Genomic DNA, 18,791 nt, shown 5'->3' with positions numbered 1-18,791 from the left:
AACACGGCCTTCACCCCACAATATTAATCATTTGTTATTGGGTTGCTCTATCATATCCGCCTTGTTTAATTTGAAGCCATTCTTGCAAGCCCAGACGGTCCAATTCTTTCAGATATTCATCCCACTGCGCTTCGATTTTACCGTTTTGGTACCATTCCGTGCGCATTCTAAGCACGTAGGCAAAAAGATCTGTTTCAATTGTCGTAAGGCGATCAAGCTCTTGAATGGAGTGGAATACACTCGGCATTACGTTTTCTGCTTTCATATTTGGCGCCATGATATTCTTGATAATATCCATTCTGCTTTTGGCATCATCCGGCATGGTTGTGTATTTCCCATAATAAGAATCAAGAATAGCTAGGGGTCCACCGACACTTGTTTTCTCACGTAGTTCTACAGGAGCTGCACCCTCCAGTGGCAAATGTTTCAGCATTCCTTTTTCTTTATCAAATTCGAAAATATTCTGCTGTTTTTCATCTCCATACGTCCCCCAGTTGTTCTGTACAGATTGAATCGGATCGAAGAGTTGATCAACCCATTTCGCTGTCGTTTCCAAGTTCTTATTGGCGCTTGTGACAACCATCTTACCTCTTCCCAAACCAAGCGCGTTCGTTCTTGTTACGTTAACTTCACCATCGGGTCCAGCAAGTGGAGGCATAACTTCGTAGCTGTCATTATCTCCGGTGATGTTGGCCTTATCCCATGAGAAGTAAAGTCCGTATTTCTGATCCTTTCCTTTTGCAAGGTAAGTACTCCAGTCTTGTGTGTAGGCTTCAATATCAATGAGTCCTTCTTTATACAGCTCGTTAATAAAAGAAACTGCTTCCTTGTAGTCTTCTTGTGCCGCCGTAAATATCACTTTCCCATCATTGCTCACAACCGCATGGTCAGGGTTCTCACCCAATCCAAACGAAGCAAATAGGAATGCCAGATCTTCTGCTCCCGGCTTGTTAATAAAGGACAATGGAATTTCGTCAGCCTTACCGTTGCCATTTGGATCTTTTGTCTTGAATGCAATTAATACTTCCTTTAATTCTTCTGTTGTTTTAGGCATATCAAGGCCAAGCTTCTTAAGCCATTCCACATTGATCCAAGGCATACTATCTACCGCCTGGATTCTTTCTTTACCGCTACCCAGCTCTTCAATCCATGGAAAGGCATAAATATTGCCATCTGGTGCCGTAATCATACTCTTATATTCTGGTGCTTCTTCCAGCACCTTTTTGAAGTTTGGCATATTGTTTTCGATGAGATCATTCAGCGGAACGATGGCACCATCTTTAGCAAGCTTGAGCAGCTCATAGTCACTATAGTCCGCATTAAAAATTGCATCAGGAAGATCACCACTTGCCACAGCCAAGTTTCTTTTTTCAACAAATACGTCTTTCGTGAAATTCTTCCAATTAATATGAACATTCGTCTTTTCTTCAAGACGTTTATTAATCAGTTTTTCATTTGGATCCGTTGGTGCAAGTGGAGAGCTTTGCGTAATAAAGTTCAAAGTTACTTTACCGCTGGCGTCCTGTTCTTTACTAGCTGCACTTCCCCCTCCTCCTCCACCGCATGCACTAAGGAACATAAGTGAAGCAAGTACAGTTACAGAAGCTGCTTTCGTCGAAACTCTTGATTTCTTAATTCTTTTCATAGGGTATGACCTCCAAATTAGATATGAATGAATTAATCTTTATCTATGTGCAGCCTGTTTCCTACTTAAGGGAACCGACCATAACACCTTTTTCAAAGTACTTCTGGAAGAACGGATACATAACAATGAGTGGCAAACTGGAAACAACGATGGCAGCATACTTGATGATTTCAGACAATCGTTTCATTTCCGCCATGGCGAGTTGATCGCTGATCATGCCCGGATCTACCTGATTCTGGATCAAGATGGAACGCAACACGAGCTGCAGTGGATGAAGATTAGGATTATCTAAATAGATCATAGCGTCAAAGTAGGAATTCCACTGGCCAACAAAGGCATAAAGAGCGAGCACAAAAACAATCGGTTTGGAGAGCGGTAATACGACACTGAAGAAAATCCGCATCTCCGAAGCTCCATCTACATTAGCGGCTTCCTTCATTTCATTCGGAACTCCTTTGAAGAAAGTTCTAGAGAGAATAATGTTCCAAACATTGACTGCCCCTGGAATGATCACCGCCCATACTGTATCAAGCAGACCAAGGTTCTTAACGAGCAGATATGTAGGTATGAGTCCACCCCCAAAGAACATGGTGATAATAAACAATGTCATGAAGAACCCTTTTCCTTTGAGCCTGTCATCGGACAGTGCGTACCCTGCACAGATTGAGACGAGAACGGTAATCATAGCAAATGAAACAGAGTATAAAACAGAGTTTCCAAAACCTCGGATCATGGCCGGATTAGAAAGAATTTTTTTATACCCTTCTAATGACCAGTCCGAAAGATTGAATGATAATCCTTTACTGAGCAGCACAGATGGATCCATAAAAGAAGCAATCACTACATAAATCAAAGGAAGTACGATGATAAGTACGGCCAGTGTCAGGAAGATCGCGTTCAGCACGACGATAAAGCGATCTAATCCGGAATGTTTAATAGGCATAGCTTGTTGCTCCTTTCTTAGTAAAGACCTTCACCCTCATTCAGTTTCTTCACGGTGAAGTTAACTGTGAGGAGCAAGACGATGTTGATGATAGAGTTAAACAATCCTACTGCGGCTGAATAGGCATAATCGCCCGACTGCAAACCAATTTTATAAACGTAAGTCGGAATGATTTCTGAGGTTGGTAAGTTCATCGCCGTTTGCATGAGATAGGCTTTTTCGAAGCCAATGGACATAATCCCACCAGCTGCAAGGATAAATACGATAGCCATAATTGGACGAATGGTTGGCAGATCGATATGGCGTATTCTTTGTAGAAGATTAGCGCCATCGAGATTGGCTGCATTATGTAACTCAGGATCGACATTAGCAAGCGCTGCTACATAAATAATGGATGCCCAACCGGCTCCGGTCCAAATATCAGATAAAATGTAAATCGAACGGAAGTACTCGGGACGAGACATGAACATAATTGGTTCACCTGTAAGCCAGGTAAAAAACTGGTTAATCGGTCCCGTTGGGGACAAGAAGATAAACAACATCCCGACCACAACGACAACAGAAATAAAGTTAGGTGCATACAAGAACAATTGAATGTTCTTTTTGACGCCTGCACGGCGAATTTGATTCAACATTAAGGCAAGCAGGATCGGAATTGGAAAACTCAGAATTAATCCGAAGAAACTTAATTTAAGCGTATTCAAAAAGATTACTTCGAAATTGGGAGAAGAAAGGAATTTCTCGAAGTTGTACAAACCTACCCATTCACTCCCCATGATTCCTTTGATTGGGCTGAAATCTTTAAAGGCTATAATCGCACCATACATAGGACCGTATTTAAAAATAAGGGTCAGAATCACAGCTGGTGCGAGCAAAATATAAAGAAAGTAGTGCTTCTTTAAATAATCCATTAAGGAACTCTTATGTCGCGTCACCGTTATTCCGTGTTCGGCTTCTATTGGGTTATGCAATGCCTTTACCTCCGTTCTTATCAATGTTTACATCTTGATGCAGTAAGGGCTTTCAATCTCACTTATGTCCTGCTGCTTTTACAATTTACCAAACACTTAATCGTTCGTCAATACATTTTGTAAAAATATTTATGTGCATATGACAAATTATTCTGTTCATAAATGACGTATACTATTTTACATAATTACAAATACAGCCAAATTAAATAAGGATATATACTTTAATCTCATGATTTTCTCTAAAATATGAAAACAAAGCTATTTTTTTGCACATATGCAACCTAATAAAATGTAAACTAAATTGTTCATTTGTAAATATCATGTTGCTATTTTTAGCAAACTAATATACATTAAAGAGAGTTGGAATAATGGCAAATAGATACACTATTTGTGGCGAATATTAAGAACAAGAATATAGAGGTGAATTACATAGGTGGCCAGAGAAAAAGTAACCATACAAGATATCGCGGATGCTTTAGGAATCTCCAGAAATACAGCTTCTAAAGCCCTAAATGGAACGAACGGTATACCTGATGAAACCAGAAACAAAGTAATTAAGAAAGCAATAGAGTTAAAATATAAACAATTTGCTTTTATGGACACCGAGAGTGTTCAATCAAGAAACTCTGGAAACATCGCTTTATTAACAGAAAACTTACCTAACACTTCCCACTTTGGGTCGAAACTGATCAGTGGCATGGAAAAAAGAATCAGTGCAGAAGGATATAATTTATCCATGCACATTATAAGAGACATTGATCAAGAGTCCCTGTCTCTTCCAAATAATTTTGATATCTCCAATGTAGACGGAATTATTTGTATTGAGTTGTTCAATTCGGAATATAGTAAGCTGATTACAAGTCTAGGTATTCCAACTATTTTCATCGACTGCTCTGCAGATGTCTGTTACCCTGAATTCCAAGCAGATGTACTTCTCATGGAGAACGAACACAGCACATACCAACTTACCAAAAAGTTAATTGAGGGCGGTTACAAATCACTGGGGTTCATCGGGGACTATAATCACTGTAGGAGTTTTAATGAAAGATGGGTGGGCTTTAATCGTGCACTAATAGAATCCGGGATTCAGCTTGATCTCACACAATGCATTCTCGATGACGATCAACTATTTTTCTCTAGTCCAGAGTGGGCAGATACTAGACTAAGTCAAATAAATGAGCTCCCTTCTGCTTTCGTGTGTGCTAACGATTATATTGCGGTTACCATTATGAAGTCACTCAAAAATGTGCTTTCCATTCCTAACGACATCGTCATTTGTGGTTTTGATAACGGTCCTGAATCAAGCATTGTAGAACCCCATCTTACTACGGTTCATATTTACAGTAATGAGATGGGTGTCAAAGCAGCCGAAATGCTACTTTCCCGAATTAATGATCCGAAGCAACCCTATCAGGTTTCTCATATTTATACCAAACTCATCATAAGAGACTCTACACCTAATATCAGTTGATGAATTCATAATTTTGAGATAAAAAAATAACCTACGAAAATGAAGCAAAGAACCCAAGCGATTTAAAATTCAATCGCTTGGGTTCTTTATGTTTGTTAGACTACAAGAATGACCGTCTACTCCCTTTATTGGGACGATAGCTCTTAATGGCATTAATCAAGCCGATCACGATGTGATGTCAACAAAGAGGGCGTCTCTTATTCGTTGTTCCCCATCGTGCTGATGTCGATGACGAACCGGTAACGGACATCTGAAGCAAGCACACGCTCCCAGGCTTCATCAATCCGGTCAGCAGAAATGACCTCGATTTCAGATGCAATATTATGTTCAGCGCAGAAATCAAGCATTTCCTGCGTTTCACGAATTCCGCCAATCATCGATCCGGCAAACGAGCGGCGGTGGCCGATCAGCGAGAATACGTTTACTGCCAAAGGATCAGCAGGCGCACCGACATTGACTAATGTACCATCCAGCGCCAGGAGCGAAAGATAGGCATCGATATTAATCTGCGCGCTTACAGTATTTACGATTAGATCGAACGAACCGGCAAGCTGTTTAAATGTCTCCGGATCGCTAGTGGCATAATAATGGTCCGCCCCTAAATTCAATCCGTCTTCCTTCTTCTTCAGGGACTGTGATAAAACAGTAACCTCAGCCCCCATGGCATGAGCGATCTTCACAGCCATATGTCCAAGCCCACCAAGACCCACTACAGCTACTTTTTTACCGGGAGCTGCTCCCCAATGACGCAGAGGTGAATAGGTGGTGATTCCTGCACACAGAAGCGGTGCAGCAGCATCAAGCGGAATACTGTCAGGGATCCGAACCACAAAATCCTCGGTTACGACGATATGAGTGGAGTAGCCGCCTTGCGTATACTGCCCGTACCGGTCGATAGCTCCATAGGTGCCCGTATTTCCACTCAGGCAATACTGCTCCTCACCTTTATGGCAATTACTGCACTCTCCACAGGAGTCAACCATACAACCTACCCCTACCCGGTCGCCCACTGAGTACTTTGTGACTTCAGAACCAATCTGGCTGACAATTCCGGCGATCTCATGTCCCGGAACGAGTGGATAGTTGACCGGTCCCCACTCCCCGCGGGCAGTATGAATGTCCGAGTGGCAAATACCAGCGTATTTAATCTCAATAAGAACATCGTGCGGCTGCAGTTCTCGGCGTTCGATTGTGGTTAGCTTAAATGGACCTTCCTGACTGAATGTAGCGCGTGCATTAACTTTTATCATAGTGAAACCTCTCTTCTGGTTAATAATAAAATCTAAAACGCCAGCTTTACAAAACATATGTTATTACTTAAAGTTAACTCTAAGTCAAGCACAAAATATATTTGAGATTGGAGATAGATGATGAAGACATACTCCATAAGTGAAGTTGCAGAGTCCTTTAACATGACACCACATACCCTACGTTACTATGACAAGGAAGGTCTTTTCCCTTCTATAGAAAGAACCTCCGGCGGTAAACGTATATTCAAACAATCCGATATGGACGCTTTAAAGGTAATTGAATGCCTGAAGTCATCCGGGATGCCAATTAAAGAAATAAAACATTTCATTGAGTGGTGCTCTGAGGGGGATTCCACCTTACAGCAAAGATATTACATGTTTCTGGAGCGGAAAGCTTCCGTAGAAGCGCAGATGGAAGAATTGAAAAAAACGATGGAAGTCATAGAACACAAATGCTTCTACTACAAGACTGCCTTGGATAGTGGTACGGAAGATATCCATAAAAATAATAAAATAAAAAGTTCATCCGCTCATTAGGAATGGACCTTCAAATTACAGTAAAGGCGGGGCAGATTGATCTGCCCCGCCTTTCTTCAATTCATTTTTTTTAATTGGTACGCCTTTTTGCCAGAAGCTTCTCCGTAAAATTCACATCAAAAAAATGAATGATGGGTCCCAGACCAAGTGCTGACACCAAAGTTCCTAAGCCTACAATGCCTCCTGCCAGGAAACAAATCAGAGCACAAAGAGCATCCGTAAACATCCGGTGCCAAAAATAAGATATTTTAGGGAAGTTCTCTCTCATAATCAGGGACAAGCTGTCGTAGGGAGCTACTCCCACCTTCGATGTCTGATACAGGGATACCCCAAAACTGCATACCACCACGCCAATTGCTACGATAACCACACGCTGCCATAACAACTGAGGTTCGCCGAACAGAGATAGCCAATTATTATGAAAGAAAGTAGCAATATATCCTAAAAGAATTGCGTTTACGAAAGTCCCGACTCCAATAAACTTTCGTCCTGTTATGAATTCGATTACAAACAATAGCAGGTTCAGTAAGATCAAAAAATTCGCATATGTTATACCGACGCTCTCTGCAAGTGCCATTGCCATACCGCTGAAGGGATCATTCCCCATGCCGGACAGCTTGAAAATACTAATTCCCATGCCCAGAAATACATTGCCGATAATCATAATAAGCAATCGTTTTTTATCGACGTTATGAATATATCCCCTCATATTGTCCATCCTATTTTCATATTAAAAATGCAACTTACAATAACGACGTCATTATATCATATTTTCTTGATTTGGATTGGAAAGAAATACAAAGACTACACAGAAAGGAGACGATTAAATGAAGGACGACAAGAAAGCTCCGCTTGATGGACGCGGCCCGGGTGTTGATCCCATAACCGAACCCGATTCAAGCCTGGCTGGCGATATGGGAGCAACAGGTAAGCTGGAAGAAATCGTGGGTGCTTTACAGGGCGACGAACCAGAGATCACAGCTCCCGGCATTTCTCCTGATAAACAAAAAAATACAGAAACAACGGACTGAACATTGTTTGAAGGGAACATTCTAGGAAAGAGACTGTCCGATATTATTACAGCTAATGAGGTATCCCGTTTTTTAATATTCCAGGATCCGGGATACTTTGTTATCTAATCACCTTTCCTAAAAAAACAAAACAACTTATCCGCAGACAAGTCGCCTTTTAATACTTTAATGTTAACAGATCTACTTTATGACTTTAAGCTCACCGCTTTCAACATTATCAAGTCCAACTCTTCCTGTGACAACAGCATCAAACACCATGACTGACCAACTTCTTTTGGGACAATATCATCATTATCAAAATTGTAAAAACCTAATGACTCTAAATGCTTATACTACTTGTTCACATATGATTTGTTCAACCTGCAAACTTGAATTTTTAAAAACAGGCAATATTTTTTCCAAATACCAAGTGAAGTCGGTAATATCAATATCACTTTCAACTACAATTTTATTCCTATATATTAATAAACTGAAAACCATCTCATTCGTATTAAATATAAGCAAATCGCATCCGGCTTTAGAATCTCTTCATAACAATTGAATTCCAATAGTTTCACATAACCAATTGAAATCATCATCACCTATCGGTAGAAATGTAACAATCCCCTTACTATCGACGTAATCCCAACCTTCATTTACAAAGTGCTAAATTAAATTGGGTACTGATAAAATTGCACGACTACGCTCACTTAAAAAACCTCCAACCCCGTATATGCGGCTTCGGAAGTTATTCATTGACGCTGCATTTCGCAGTTACTCTAAGTACAGAATCCCAAAATCACAGCTTCTATGAAAATCTGGTTTGTTCGAATGAACTTTGCTCCATGTTCCAAAATGCGGATAGGTCGTATCGTCGCCGCACTTGTAAAAGTTACCTCTTATCCTTTTTCCCGGTACTGCCCGAAAATCCGAAAAATAAGATTGTACCCAAGCCCATGAGATCGAAAAGCTTAATTCCCAATACACTCCTCCTTTATCATTGATTTGATCCGTGGTGCATAGGACGTGGAAAAGTGCCGGATTGATAGTGATTGGGAAGCGATCATACCGATCTGCTCCTATCTGCAAGAGAATTACGCCATTCGCATTAAATTCGAAATTCATATAGCGCTGGTCCGAATCCGGAGTAGGCTGAAAAAAGAACTCGATGCAGCTATCCTTATACACGGGATCATTCATGTTTCTATATGTTCGTATTGGATTCTTTTCGTAAACCTTAAACTGAAGCTTCAGATCCTCCTGACTGTAATTTAATCTTGCTGTAACGACCGGGTTATACCCTTTAAGCCATTGATACTGCTTGATGATCTGGACTTCTTCTGTATCTGAACCATCCGTCTGATTTGTCAGGCGGGAAATTACTAAGGTTTCCAATTTTCTTTCCATGGTTCTTTCCCTTCTGTTCGGAATCCCACTGGGGCTAACACAGCAAAACAACCCCATTAATTAACTTGATTATTTAAACCCGCGATTCCCCGGTTTTCCAATACGCAGTTTCGATCCCCGAGATTTCGCACGGCCGTCTGCCGTTACATGTATTGGCGGATGAAGGAGACCGCCCGCTCTATATCCCTCTCGGGCGCATCCCCCCGTATCCGCTCTCTTGCAAGGCGGCGAAGTAGGCGTCAAAATCTACCTTCCCCTCGCCCAACGGAACCTCCTGGAATATGACTCCGGAGCTTACAAGCTCTGCAATCCGTTGATGATCCAGCGGCTGGTATCCGACGGCACCGTACACATCCCTCGGATCGACCGGCTGATGTCGGATGCTGTCCTTCACATGGATGTGGACGATATAGTCCTTCAGCAGGTGTATACCATACACCGGGTCATCCCCTGTTACCATCACCATGTTGGTCCACTCTTATTTCGCGCAAGGTAACGTAATTCCTTCATGGATTGCCCGGTCGGCCAGGAGAGCGATATCCATCGCCCGGCATGCATCCTCCATTGTCGGTATAGCGGGCAAGTTGTTCTCCAGCATGGACAGGAAATAGTCCAGTTGGGCACCCGTAGGCTTCACGGAGAAGTCCATATTGATCTGCCGAACCGTTCCTTTCCGGTGGTCTTCGACCTCAACCAGATTTCCCAGATGCTGATCCTCTCGCGGTCGATCGTTCTTGTAGATGATGCGGATCCGGCCTGCCGGTCCGATGAATTCCTTCCGGTTATCAGTCGGAAGCCCCTTACCCCACCCCGTCTCAAAGTAACCGATGGAGCCGTCCGACAGACGGAGGGTCATGAGTCCGTAATTGTAAGTGTACGGCGGGACTTCTTCATAGAGACGCTGCCCTATCCCGTTTACGCTTACCACTTCCGCCCCTGTAGCCCAACGCATCACATCGATATAATGGACGCCGCAATCCACGATCGGCGAGACGTCCCGGAGCAGGGACAATTGGGAAGCCCAATTTTTGGAGGGCTTCAATTGGGATAACCGGATGACCAAGGGGAAGCCGATAGCGCCCTCCCGGATCATCTTCATAACCGCCTGGTACGTGGTGTTATGGCGAAGGATGTGACCGATCAAGACCTTGGTTTTGGCTCCACGGGCCAGCTTCATGAATTCCTGTGTTTCCCGTGCATTACCCGCCATCGGCTTCTCGCATAGGATATGCTTCCCTGCAGCGAGACAATCTTTTGCGATCTCCAGATGGGATGACGGGTACGTGGCGATAATGACCAGATTCACATCGTCACGCTCGATCAAGACCCGGTAATCCGTGCTCCAACACTCGGCTCCGTATTGGCTTGCCACTAAGGAGGCCCTGTCCCGGTTCCAATCCGCCACGCCGATCAACCGGACCCGCTCCTGTCGTAATATCGCGTCCAAGTGGAGAGAGCCCATATAACCGCAGCCTATCACGACCGCCCCGTACCTTTTCATGATGCATCCATCCTATCCTTCTCACTCGCGGAGGTTATTTTATGTTAATCCAAGCTCCTTGTTGGGAGAATCCGAAGTCTCCCTACTGCGTCTAGTCTTCTTGGGCATTGATGACTTACCATTCTTCATGCATATCCTTCTCTTACATTTGTATTATACCGGATTGCTACAGAATAACTTTTATCTAGTTATGATACCTTGTTACCTTTATTATATAAGAATGATGGAGAGTTTTATTTAGCTAAGAAAGTTACTTTTTGCACGATTCCGTTATTCCGTCTAATACTATGTAAGGGAGCTGTCCCGCTATGCCCCCTCTCCAACACTGGTCCGCAAGCCAGTCCCCTTCCAGGAATGAACTCCCTCCATCCATTACGCGCATTTCCAGAGGGTCGCACCTCGCTTGTTCCCGAGAAGGAGGCTGTACGATTTCGAGCTGCTCTATGTATGCCATTGCGATGGAGGAGCGAACCTACACAGTGTTACCTGGGCAGCCTATCGTTCTACTTTCCGGCGTCTACCACCGGAAGGCAAAGGAGGCTGATCCGACCACCAAACTGATCGGGATCACGGTGAATTGCAGTAGGTAGAAGCGCAGAACTTAAAATCTTGCGGTACGTGAGTACCGTACGGGTTCGCCCCCCCGCCCTCAGCAGTTACAAAGTTAATTTTCTGAATATGCTTTTTTATGTTCAATTAGCCCAACTACTTAAATTAACAAAAAAGCAACTCCCTTGTTGGCAAGTCGCTTTTAAAACACTCTATAGTGAATCTTTAGTTATTATTTAAGATCCTAGCGCTTAGCCTTATAAAACTCATGATACAGCTTCATGAGTGCCCGCTTCTCTATCCGCGAAATTCCCAGCTCTTTCGCAATCTCCCTCTGTGTCCTCTCTTCCCCGCCTGTATTCAATCCAAACCGACCAACGACAACTTCTTTTTCCCTGTCATCCAATATATCGAGGTTTCGATATATCTTGCTCTTCTCGATCTTCAAATCCACTTCTTTAATAACATCATCAGCCTCGGAGCCAAGGATATCGATCAGCGTGATTTCATTTCCTTCCTTGTCTGTCCCAATTGGATCGTACAGAGATACGTCTTTCCGTGTTTTCTTCAAGGATCTAAGGTACATCAGGATTTCATTTTCAATACAACGAGCCGCAAATGTGGCCAGTTTTGTCCCTTTGTTCGGGCGATAGCTCTCAATAGCTTTGATCAAGCCAATGGTGCCGATGGAGATCAGATCCTCCATGTCTTCTCCGGTGTTATCAAATTTCTTGAGGTTATGGACACGATACGATGTAAAAAACATACCAAATACGATCGTTCCCAATTTTCCAGGAACACAAACATCGGTGCAATTGTCTCATTCATACGTTAAGTTCCTATTCGTTTTTTCTCAATTTCATCTGTGCTATATTCTTGGACAATTTGTCCTTCAGCTTAGCAATATCCTGCGTAAGATTCATCATTTATATAAACGCTTCTTTTTATCTTATAGCTTAGTAAAGAACAGCAAAGTGCAATTTGTGTTCACTCAAGTCTGGATGCATTATTTAATATATATTTCCATAATTAACTTGTTAAATGACCAGCACAGTGTTATTTATGTTCGGTGAAAATAAAGTATTAGACTGCCGCTGTTGTCGTTCAACTAACGTTCCCCGTTAGTTGAATATATTCAATGAATTATTCATCCTTTTTTGTGAGGAAAAAGGACTTTCTAACAAAAAACGTATAAATCAATACAATTACTGACCAACTGACATTCCCTATGAATGGTTGTTGATTATGCGATGATAATAGATTATAACTTATTAAACCGAATCCAAATGAGTAAATAATCATTAACCAAAATCCCCATTTTTTTAAACCCATATAACCATAGATGAGGATAAGGGAAGCAACAGCCAATATAACCCTAAATATTTGTTCTGGAAAGTTTGGTAAACCAAACCTATAGGCTATGCCAAATCCATCTGCATCTGCATTAAAGAATATTGCTGTGAAAATTAATACTAATGCACCAATTATGTAAAAACAACTAATTAAAGTCACTCCTAAAGGTCTTTTCACTTTTTTACCTCCTCTATTCAGATTTCATTTAAGCCCTTGTTCCGCAATCCTGCCCGTTAGTTGAATAAAGGTAGCCGATCGTGTTTGAGCTAACGTTCCTCGTTAGCTTCACAATCCATCCACGTGTTCCTCAGCCGCCGAATGAATATCTCAGGTTCATTTGGGTCAAACACCTCAATCCCGTCGTCTTTTATAAGCTGTCTTTTAATCAAATCGTCAATGAGCAGATCGGTTACATCGTGATAATCGTCCAATACATTTTCCTCTTCAATAAAACTAATTTGATCGCCTATATTACTCAAAAGGTACCAGGTCGTCATAGCTGCTGTTACGGGATTTCCGGTTAATTCCTTTGCTTTACTTGCTGGGAGATGGGCAAAGCTTATTATTTCTCCTTTGCTTTTATTGACTAAAATATATCCTTGTCCCATTTAAAATATCTCCTCATTTTCTTAGTTCACTGAACTAACGTGTCCCGTTAGCTTAACCAAACGACGAACCTTAATCATCGCTTGTTTCTATACAAGAGTCCCAAACAAATAAACTGCAAACACAGTAATACTAAGAACCAACATAACTCCTCCCACCCTATAACAGAAAGTAGTTCCAAAATTATTTGGATATTTTTTCGAAATTATCACTGCTGGTAACCAAAATACGATAGCAGCCATAAATGGAATGTGATACCCCTCGGTTTCATTCGTATATATATTCCAATTGAATAACTTAAAAAGATAATGGCTCAACATGAAGTCGTTTTGAAATTTAAAATTAAATAAAAAACCTAAAATAAGAACAACTATTGCAAATGACCCAGTACCAAATGATCTTTTTATTGTCACTTCATTTCGCTCCCCTGCAAATTGTTGCCCCTTGGCTACAATTCTCATAGAGTTGGTTTTCCAATTATATCCTATACGTAGGAACAGTAAATTTGTTGCGTTATCCTGCCCGTTAGCTGAACAAAGGCAGCCGATCCACTGATCGATTGCCTTTGTTTCGTTATTGAGCTATCGTGTCCCGTTAGTTCAAGAAGAACCGTAAACATTTCACTATTCCTTTACTTCGGTTAATTTCAATAAAACGCCCTTTTAACTAACCTGCCCATTAGCTTAAAGCCATTACCGCAAAGGTACCATCGACAGCAATATTACTACTCCTGTTTAATTTTTGATAATATATAATAAAAAAGACTATCGAATGGACTTGTCGACAGTCTTTTTTGGGCTATTTATTTGAATGGACGCATTGTTGCAGCTATTCCTTTAGGGCATCCACATATTGCTTCGCTTCTAATAGTGACAAACCAAGCACTTCTCTCGCTTTTTTAACAGCTGCTACTTCCTTGCCGTTACGTACGAGCTGGAGAACCTCATTTTGAACAAGATGTGGGGGCAGACCTTCAGACTTGGCAATTTGGTCAACGTTTGCCTGCATTGTTTTGATACGAGCTTCCATGGCACTTACTTTGTTATATACAGTTAAACATACAACTAAGGACACAAGTGATATCGTAATTGATAGGTATTCCATTTGCGACACTCCCTTCTATCTCTTCTTTTATTCTAAATGAAGATGTCTGGTTAAACAATTTATGTCGTGTCCTATTAAACTAACCTGCCCGTTAGCTGAACAAAGGCAGCCGATCCACTGATCGATTGCCTTTGTGTCATTATTGAGCTATCGTGTCCCGTTAGCGTGATGATGACCTAGCCTGAGAATACTTTATCAAACACATCTTGAAGGAATATCGCTTAAACGGTCTAAATGCACCTAAAAAACAGTCTAGATAAGAGAATAAACTGTTTTTTTTGATGAAGAGGCATCGGCGTATGCCCATTATGTTCGCAGGAAATTGTTATCCCAACACTAACTCAAAACGAGCAAAAATATCTTCTTCATACCACATCGTGAAATTAGTTCCCCATGTTGTGTTCAATAGTGTAAACGTAAATTTATTGTTGTCTTGATGGTATTTATTGTTATAACTTAGATTGTTATTTGTTCCGATTCCCAAAAGAGGGGCATCAATAGGTTTAATATTGATTTTTTTATCGCTGCCATCGTAAATTAACTCTTCAATCATGTGTTGCAACTTATTTCCGTGACCTACCACTTCAAAAGGTGAAATAACGGTATCAATTTTACGAATCTTAGTTAAGTACGGCGAATTCAAACGTGGTGTAATGTCAAAAGAATAAATTTCCGGATAACGAATTGCATCTTTATCCTTTAATAATAGTGCAATTTCAACTTTATCTCCAAATTGATATTTAACCTTTACAACTCTTGGAGCACCATACTCCTCCACAGCTCTTTGGCTATACTTTAAAGTTGCAATAATCGAATCATTTTCCATAACTAATTTCACAACATGTGGTGTGAAATTTTCATTCAATTGAATTCGTTTTTGAATTTCCATTCCTGGCTTTAAGAAGTCAATTGCCCACCAATTATGTTGTAATTCACGCAAATAGTTGTAACGTAGGTTATCATAGTCATTTTGCCCAGCAATTGTATAGTTCAGAACCCCGAGTTTGTTGTCCTGATCAAAGTAAAGTGTTCCATCCTTTTCTAAGTGGTTAATTGAACCATCGCTAGCAAACATAACTTGATACCCGTTTACCGAAATCAATTCTTCCAAACCACATTCAATATCTTGGTTTTCAAAGATATGATATGGAACTTCGATAAGTTTTTTAATGTTATTTTGATCTTTAGGCTCCAAACAAGCTATTGCACGATCAACGTTCTTGCGTTGTTCTTTCCATGAAGACTCATAAAATTTGTACGAACGATCAGTCCACTCATTATAAGTGAATTGCATTTCGCCAACAGTTGCATCTTTAACAATTCCATAAGCGTAGGTTAAATCAAGATCCGTAATTTGGTCTAAACTACGCGCTCGTTGGAAGTCTTTCTTTTCATAATTCATATAGTCACTGAAATAGCGTTTGATATCCATTCCCCAAGTATGCTCTGGAACTAACATCGCATAGAAATTAGCATCATCATTTTCTATTTTGTTATCAAACATGTAATTAGTTAAAATCCGATAATCACGAATGATTTTCGGATCAGACATCATTCCATGAATCCATGTGTCCCCAATCTCCTCTGTAATAACTGGCAGTTGGTCACGTACTTCCCAAATTTCATTTGCAAACTGATCCATTGAAGTCAATTCAAGCTCATAGTCTGGATACTCATTCGCCATTTTTGACAAAAAGACGTTAATTTTCTCTTTTGTTCCTGGACCACTATTATCATGAGTATGCATAAACGCCAGCTTGTTATCTATGCAATCAATTCCGATTACGCCACCATAGTCGTCTGAATAAGAGACAATTATCTCACTTTCGCCATTCTTCCATAGAAATGTATCTGGAACTTCTGGAATTGAGCTCGAGCCATTTACACCAATGTGTAGGAATTTAATTCCTTGACGATATAACTCATCAACAATCCCGATAGTATGTCCTGGGACGTCAGTCATCTTTGCGCTTGTTGTTTTGTATCCATAACGAGCATCTAACTTCTTTGAGATTGAAGTCATGTAATGTAAAGTTTGAGGTGTCATAGTTTCAGATTCAAACGTACACGGGATTGCGTGCCAGCGAATGTAACCTTTCTTTATGGCGTCGTCTAGCTTTTTACAAGCTTCTTCATCCATGTTTTTGAAGTAATATTCAATAATAAAGCTACCTGTTGTCCAAACAAAGTCTTTGCCCTCTTTTCTTAAGTCTTCAGCTAAAGTGATTGCGTTTTGAATGTAATCATGGCAATACTTGTGCAAGACATTTTCTGCTAAATCGGTAAAACCAATATCAAAATGAGTTTTGTTTACCACATAGATTTTTTTCATTTCTATAATCACGCCTTTCTTAGTCATAATACGTCGTGAAATAATTGATTTCAGGCTTTTACTCCACTTTTGTTTCTACAAAGGTTCGGCCATTCCAATTCGGACTCTGAATCATGATCTCTCATAAAAAACCTCTTAATAATCCCAGGCTGTCGAGACTTTCTCGACAGCCTGAGGACATCATTGAATGATGTCCTCTTCGACGTGGGTTATGAGCTATCAAATATGTGGATTAAAATCAAATGCGACCCAAACGTATGCAATCTGCAATAATACCAAGGGTAAGCTTATGCTCCTTCTCGAAACGCTCTTTCTTTAATGATTCGAACAGCTTTTACTTCAGCTTTAATCGAAAATTCTGCTATGTTCTAACATAGGCCTTGATTGTCCCCATTTTTTTTCCTACGCTATTACCATGAGGGCGTATCGAATAGCTGCCAACCATTGCAGGAATGATAAATGTTTCAGCATAATGAACTATAAATGGCTCAAAGGCATTTGTAGGGCTTTCGACTATAGCTTCCTCCCCCTCTATTAGATTGAGAACATTGACACCCCCATCAGTGTTATGGATGACTGGTCCTGAGAACCAATGTCTTCTAGTTTCAATAAACTGCCTGTCGTGTAAGCCTGTCTTTTCTTCGATCCACCCATCGCCTTCACCCATTTGTTCTAGACAATTGATTATATTTTCACTGACCCACTTCTCGTCTCTTTCCCATTGAATAGAATTGATTCCGTGTTCAAGATGGACAGGTCTTGGTATCCCATCCATCCCCAACCGTCCCCAATCCCATAATTTAAACGTGAAGTAATTGGGTGTTGCACTTATTTCTAATACCAAGGAATCTTTACCCTGCGAATGAATAGTACCTGCTGGTATTAAAAAATGGTCATGCTTTTTAGCTGGAAATTGATTAATATACTTTTGGTCGTCAAATTTACTGCCTTCATCATATGATTGTTTTAAATCTTGAATCATTTCATTGGAATTTATATCATCCTTGACACCCAAATAAACGATAGCATCTTCTTTTGCATCAACGATGTAATAACTTTCATCTTGCGTATAATGCACCCCAAACGTTTGTTGCGCATAATCAACCAATGGATGAACCTGTAAACTAAGATTTCCGCCCCCAAAAGTATCTAAAAAGTTAAATCGAATCGGGAACTCCGCGCCAAAACGTCCATATACCTTTTCACCCAAAAGATCAACTGGATGTCTAAAAACAGCATTAATAGCTGGGACTTCAATTTTTACGTCCCCGTATCTTAAAAAAAGACTATTTTCTTCTGGTACACCATTAAAGCTCCAAGCATAGTTTTCAACTGACGGATCAAGACCAAGCTTTTCTTTCATCCATTGCCCTCCCCATACTCCAGGGGCAAAGTAAGGAATCACTCTAAAAGGCTGGCTGACTGTTTGCTTTAATCCAGCTAAGTAGGTTGCCCCCTCTACCAGCTTTGGTTCATTGCTGCAGTTCGTATCTAATAGATAATCTATTTTTTCAAACAACTTCCTTTTATGTCTGTCCGCAACTGGCCATTCAAAGAAATAGCCTCTTTTAATCTTTCTAACCGCATCCTCATTATGGTTGTCTGCTCTCCAATTTGAAATTTCATTATTACTATATCTTTTTTGGATTTCCCACCTTGCCAAATCAGCATATATGAGAATATCAGGATCACATACAAGAGTAGCACCAGAACCATAAATAATGATTAAACCGCTATCAATGTTACTAATAGCACTTCTAGCCTCTTCCAAACGTTCATCATCTAAAAAATCCCCAAAATTATGAAGCGATATCTTCCCAAATACTCTATCCGTTGTTAGATGAAATTTAATCATATCCGTTACTTTATCGCTAGAATAATATAAATCATCTGCAAAAATTGTATAGGCAGGTTCCATTACTGAAACAAGATTAGTTTTTAGTTCTTCCATTCTTACGCCAGGATAACAATCGACGGTAACGATAGTCTTTTGCTTTCCTAGTTTTTTTATTGCCCGATTAAGCTCATTCTTAATGTTTCCGTAATCTTGCCAAGCATGATCATTTGAATTGGATACTAGTATCTCTGGGTACATATTAAAATTAGCCATTA

The 18,791-nt window shown here is 40.6% G+C and carries 17 protein-coding genes and 1 pseudogene; 3 read left to right on the top strand and 15 right to left on the bottom strand.

Annotated elements, in window-relative coordinates; all coding sequences use genetic code 11:
* Positions 1-34: 34 nt before the first annotated feature.
* The 3 genes from MKY99_RS07205 to MKY99_RS07195 all read right to left on the bottom strand — a co-directional run bounded on the left by MKY99_RS07205 (position 35) and on the right by MKY99_RS07195 (position 3,499).
* Positions 35-1,645, bottom strand: coding sequence for an ABC transporter substrate-binding protein (locus MKY99_RS07205; RefSeq protein WP_339269580.1), 1,611 nt, complete (start codon positions 1,643-1,645; stop codon positions 35-37).
* 61 nt (positions 1,646-1,706) lie between these two features.
* On the bottom strand, positions 1,707-2,588 hold the full coding sequence (locus MKY99_RS07200) for a carbohydrate ABC transporter permease (RefSeq protein WP_042125286.1): 882 nt from the start codon (positions 2,586-2,588) through the stop codon (positions 1,707-1,709).
* Positions 2,589-2,605: 17 nt separating this feature from the next.
* A complete protein-coding gene (locus tag MKY99_RS07195; RefSeq protein ID WP_081382700.1) occupies positions 2,606-3,499 on the bottom strand; it encodes an ABC transporter permease subunit in 894 nt (297 codons plus the stop codon).
* Positions 3,500-3,992: 493 nt separating this feature from the next.
* On the opposite strand from MKY99_RS07195, the gene MKY99_RS07190 reads away from it, so the two are divergent.
* Complete coding sequence (locus MKY99_RS07190; RefSeq protein WP_339269578.1) at positions 3,993-5,030, top strand: LacI family DNA-binding transcriptional regulator; 1,038 nt, start codon at positions 3,993-3,995, stop codon at positions 5,028-5,030.
* 197 nt (positions 5,031-5,227) lie between these two features.
* On the opposite strand, the gene MKY99_RS07185 is transcribed toward MKY99_RS07190, so the two are convergent.
* Complete coding sequence (locus MKY99_RS07185) at positions 5,228-6,280, bottom strand: NAD(P)-dependent alcohol dehydrogenase (protein ID WP_339269576.1); 1,053 nt, start codon at positions 6,278-6,280, stop codon at positions 5,228-5,230.
* A 120-nt stretch (positions 6,281-6,400) separates the two neighbouring features.
* Between MKY99_RS07185 and MKY99_RS07180 the strand changes: the two genes are divergently transcribed.
* Positions 6,401-6,817: a MerR family transcriptional regulator gene (locus MKY99_RS07180; protein WP_339271535.1), complete on the top strand. Its 417-nt coding sequence runs from the start codon at positions 6,401-6,403 to the stop codon at positions 6,815-6,817.
* 70 nt (positions 6,818-6,887) lie between these two features.
* On the opposite strand, the gene MKY99_RS07175 is transcribed toward MKY99_RS07180, so the two are convergent.
* Positions 6,888-7,526, bottom strand: a complete 639-nt coding sequence (locus MKY99_RS07175; protein WP_339269574.1) for a hypothetical protein — start codon at positions 7,524-7,526, stop codon at positions 6,888-6,890.
* Positions 7,527-7,644: 118 nt separating this feature from the next.
* On the opposite strand from MKY99_RS07175, the gene MKY99_RS07170 reads away from it, so the two are divergent.
* Entirely contained in the window at positions 7,645-7,848 is a 204-nt protein-coding gene (locus tag MKY99_RS07170) for a hypothetical protein (protein ID WP_076284369.1), read from the top strand.
* Positions 7,849-8,601: 753 nt separating this feature from the next.
* Here the strand turns inward: MKY99_RS07170 and MKY99_RS07165 are convergent.
* The 10 genes and pseudogenes from MKY99_RS07165 to MKY99_RS07120 form a co-directional block, all read right to left on the bottom strand.
* Entirely contained in the window at positions 8,602-9,234 is a 633-nt protein-coding gene (locus MKY99_RS07165) for a carbohydrate-binding family 9-like protein (protein WP_339269572.1), read from the bottom strand.
* Positions 9,235-9,377: 143 nt separating this feature from the next.
* Positions 9,378-9,703, bottom strand: a pseudogene (locus MKY99_RS07160) (TIM barrel protein); the annotation flags it as partial.
* A gap of 9 nt (positions 9,704-9,712) precedes the next feature.
* Positions 9,713-10,696 (bottom strand): Gfo/Idh/MocA family oxidoreductase, encoded by a 984-nt coding sequence (locus MKY99_RS07155; RefSeq protein WP_339271533.1) that lies wholly within the window; start codon positions 10,694-10,696, stop codon positions 9,713-9,715.
* 832 nt (positions 10,697-11,528) lie between these two features.
* The gene (sigK, locus tag MKY99_RS07150) at positions 11,529-12,050 is read right to left on the bottom strand and encodes an RNA polymerase sporulation sigma factor SigK (RefSeq protein WP_339271531.1); all 522 of its coding nucleotides are present in this window, start codon (positions 12,048-12,050) and stop codon (positions 11,529-11,531) included.
* 377 nt (positions 12,051-12,427) lie between these two features.
* On the bottom strand, positions 12,428-12,814 hold the full coding sequence (locus tag MKY99_RS07145; RefSeq protein WP_076284374.1) for a hypothetical protein: 387 nt from the start codon (positions 12,812-12,814) through the stop codon (positions 12,428-12,430).
* Between the two features lie 89 nt (positions 12,815-12,903).
* Complete coding sequence (locus tag MKY99_RS07140) at positions 12,904-13,245, bottom strand: hypothetical protein (RefSeq protein WP_076284375.1); 342 nt, start codon at positions 13,243-13,245, stop codon at positions 12,904-12,906.
* A gap of 87 nt (positions 13,246-13,332) precedes the next feature.
* Complete coding sequence (locus MKY99_RS07135; RefSeq protein ID WP_076300643.1) at positions 13,333-13,704, bottom strand: hypothetical protein; 372 nt, start codon at positions 13,702-13,704, stop codon at positions 13,333-13,335.
* A 367-nt stretch (positions 13,705-14,071) separates the two neighbouring features.
* The gene (locus MKY99_RS07130) at positions 14,072-14,347 is read right to left on the bottom strand and encodes a hypothetical protein (RefSeq protein ID WP_339269568.1); all 276 of its coding nucleotides are present in this window, start codon (positions 14,345-14,347) and stop codon (positions 14,072-14,074) included.
* A 325-nt stretch (positions 14,348-14,672) separates the two neighbouring features.
* Positions 14,673-16,706 carry a DUF5054 domain-containing protein gene (locus tag MKY99_RS07125; protein WP_339269566.1) on the bottom strand — a complete coding sequence of 678 codons (2,034 nt, stop codon included), beginning with the start codon at positions 16,704-16,706 and terminating at the stop codon, positions 14,673-14,675.
* Positions 16,707-17,040: 334 nt separating this feature from the next.
* Entirely contained in the window at positions 17,041-18,789 is a 1,749-nt protein-coding gene (locus MKY99_RS07120) for a class I mannose-6-phosphate isomerase (protein WP_339269564.1), read from the bottom strand.
* Between the last annotated feature and the right edge of the window lie 2 nt (positions 18,790-18,791).

Source organism: Paenibacillus sp. FSL R5-0470, from assembly GCF_037975205.1.
GTDB lineage: Bacteria > Bacillota > Bacilli > Paenibacillales > Paenibacillaceae > Paenibacillus_AQ.
Note: the sequence above shows the minus strand (reverse complement) of the source record. Positions and strands in the feature narration are given on the sequence as shown.

What these genes read in the sequence shown, in the direction of transcription:
- MKY99_RS07155 (WP_339271533.1), bottom strand. Translation starts at nt 10,696, where the DNA reads ATGGGCTCTCTCCACTTGGACGCGATATTACGACAGGAGCGGGTCCGG.
- MKY99_RS07130 (WP_339269568.1), bottom strand. Translation starts at nt 14,347, where the DNA reads ATGGAATACCTATCAATTACGATATCACTTGTGTCCTTAGTTGTATGT.
- MKY99_RS07165 (WP_339269572.1), bottom strand. Translation starts at nt 9,234, where the DNA reads ATGGAAAGAAAATTGGAAACCTTAGTAATTTCCCGCCTGACAAATCAG.
- MKY99_RS07140 (WP_076284375.1), bottom strand. Translation starts at nt 13,245, where the DNA reads ATGGGACAAGGATATATTTTAGTCAATAAAAGCAAAGGAGAAATAATA.
- MKY99_RS07175 (WP_339269574.1), bottom strand. Translation starts at nt 7,526, where the DNA reads ATGAGGGGATATATTCATAACGTCGATAAAAAACGATTGCTTATTATG.
- MKY99_RS07205 (WP_339269580.1), bottom strand. Translation starts at nt 1,645, where the DNA reads ATGAAAAGAATTAAGAAATCAAGAGTTTCGACGAAAGCAGCTTCTGTA.
- MKY99_RS07195 (WP_081382700.1), bottom strand. Translation starts at nt 3,499, where the DNA reads ATGGATTATTTAAAGAAGCACTACTTTCTTTATATTTTGCTCGCACCA.
- sigK (WP_339271531.1), bottom strand. Translation starts at nt 12,050, where the DNA reads ATGTTTTTTACATCGTATCGTGTCCATAACCTCAAGAAATTTGATAAC.
- MKY99_RS07125 (WP_339269566.1), bottom strand. Translation starts at nt 16,706, where the DNA reads ATGACTAAGAAAGGCGTGATTATAGAAATGAAAAAAATCTATGTGGTA.
- MKY99_RS07180 (WP_339271535.1), top strand. Translation starts at nt 6,401, where the DNA reads ATGAAGACATACTCCATAAGTGAAGTTGCAGAGTCCTTTAACATGACA.
- MKY99_RS07170 (WP_076284369.1), top strand. Translation starts at nt 7,645, where the DNA reads ATGAAGGACGACAAGAAAGCTCCGCTTGATGGACGCGGCCCGGGTGTT.
- MKY99_RS07135 (WP_076300643.1), bottom strand. Translation starts at nt 13,704, where the DNA reads ATGAGAATTGTAGCCAAGGGGCAACAATTTGCAGGGGAGCGAAATGAA.
- MKY99_RS07185 (WP_339269576.1), bottom strand. Translation starts at nt 6,280, where the DNA reads ATGATAAAAGTTAATGCACGCGCTACATTCAGTCAGGAAGGTCCATTT.
- MKY99_RS07200 (WP_042125286.1), bottom strand. Translation starts at nt 2,588, where the DNA reads ATGCCTATTAAACATTCCGGATTAGATCGCTTTATCGTCGTGCTGAAC.
- MKY99_RS07120 (WP_339269564.1), bottom strand. Translation starts at nt 18,789, where the DNA reads ATGGCTAATTTTAATATGTACCCAGAGATACTAGTATCCAATTCAAAT.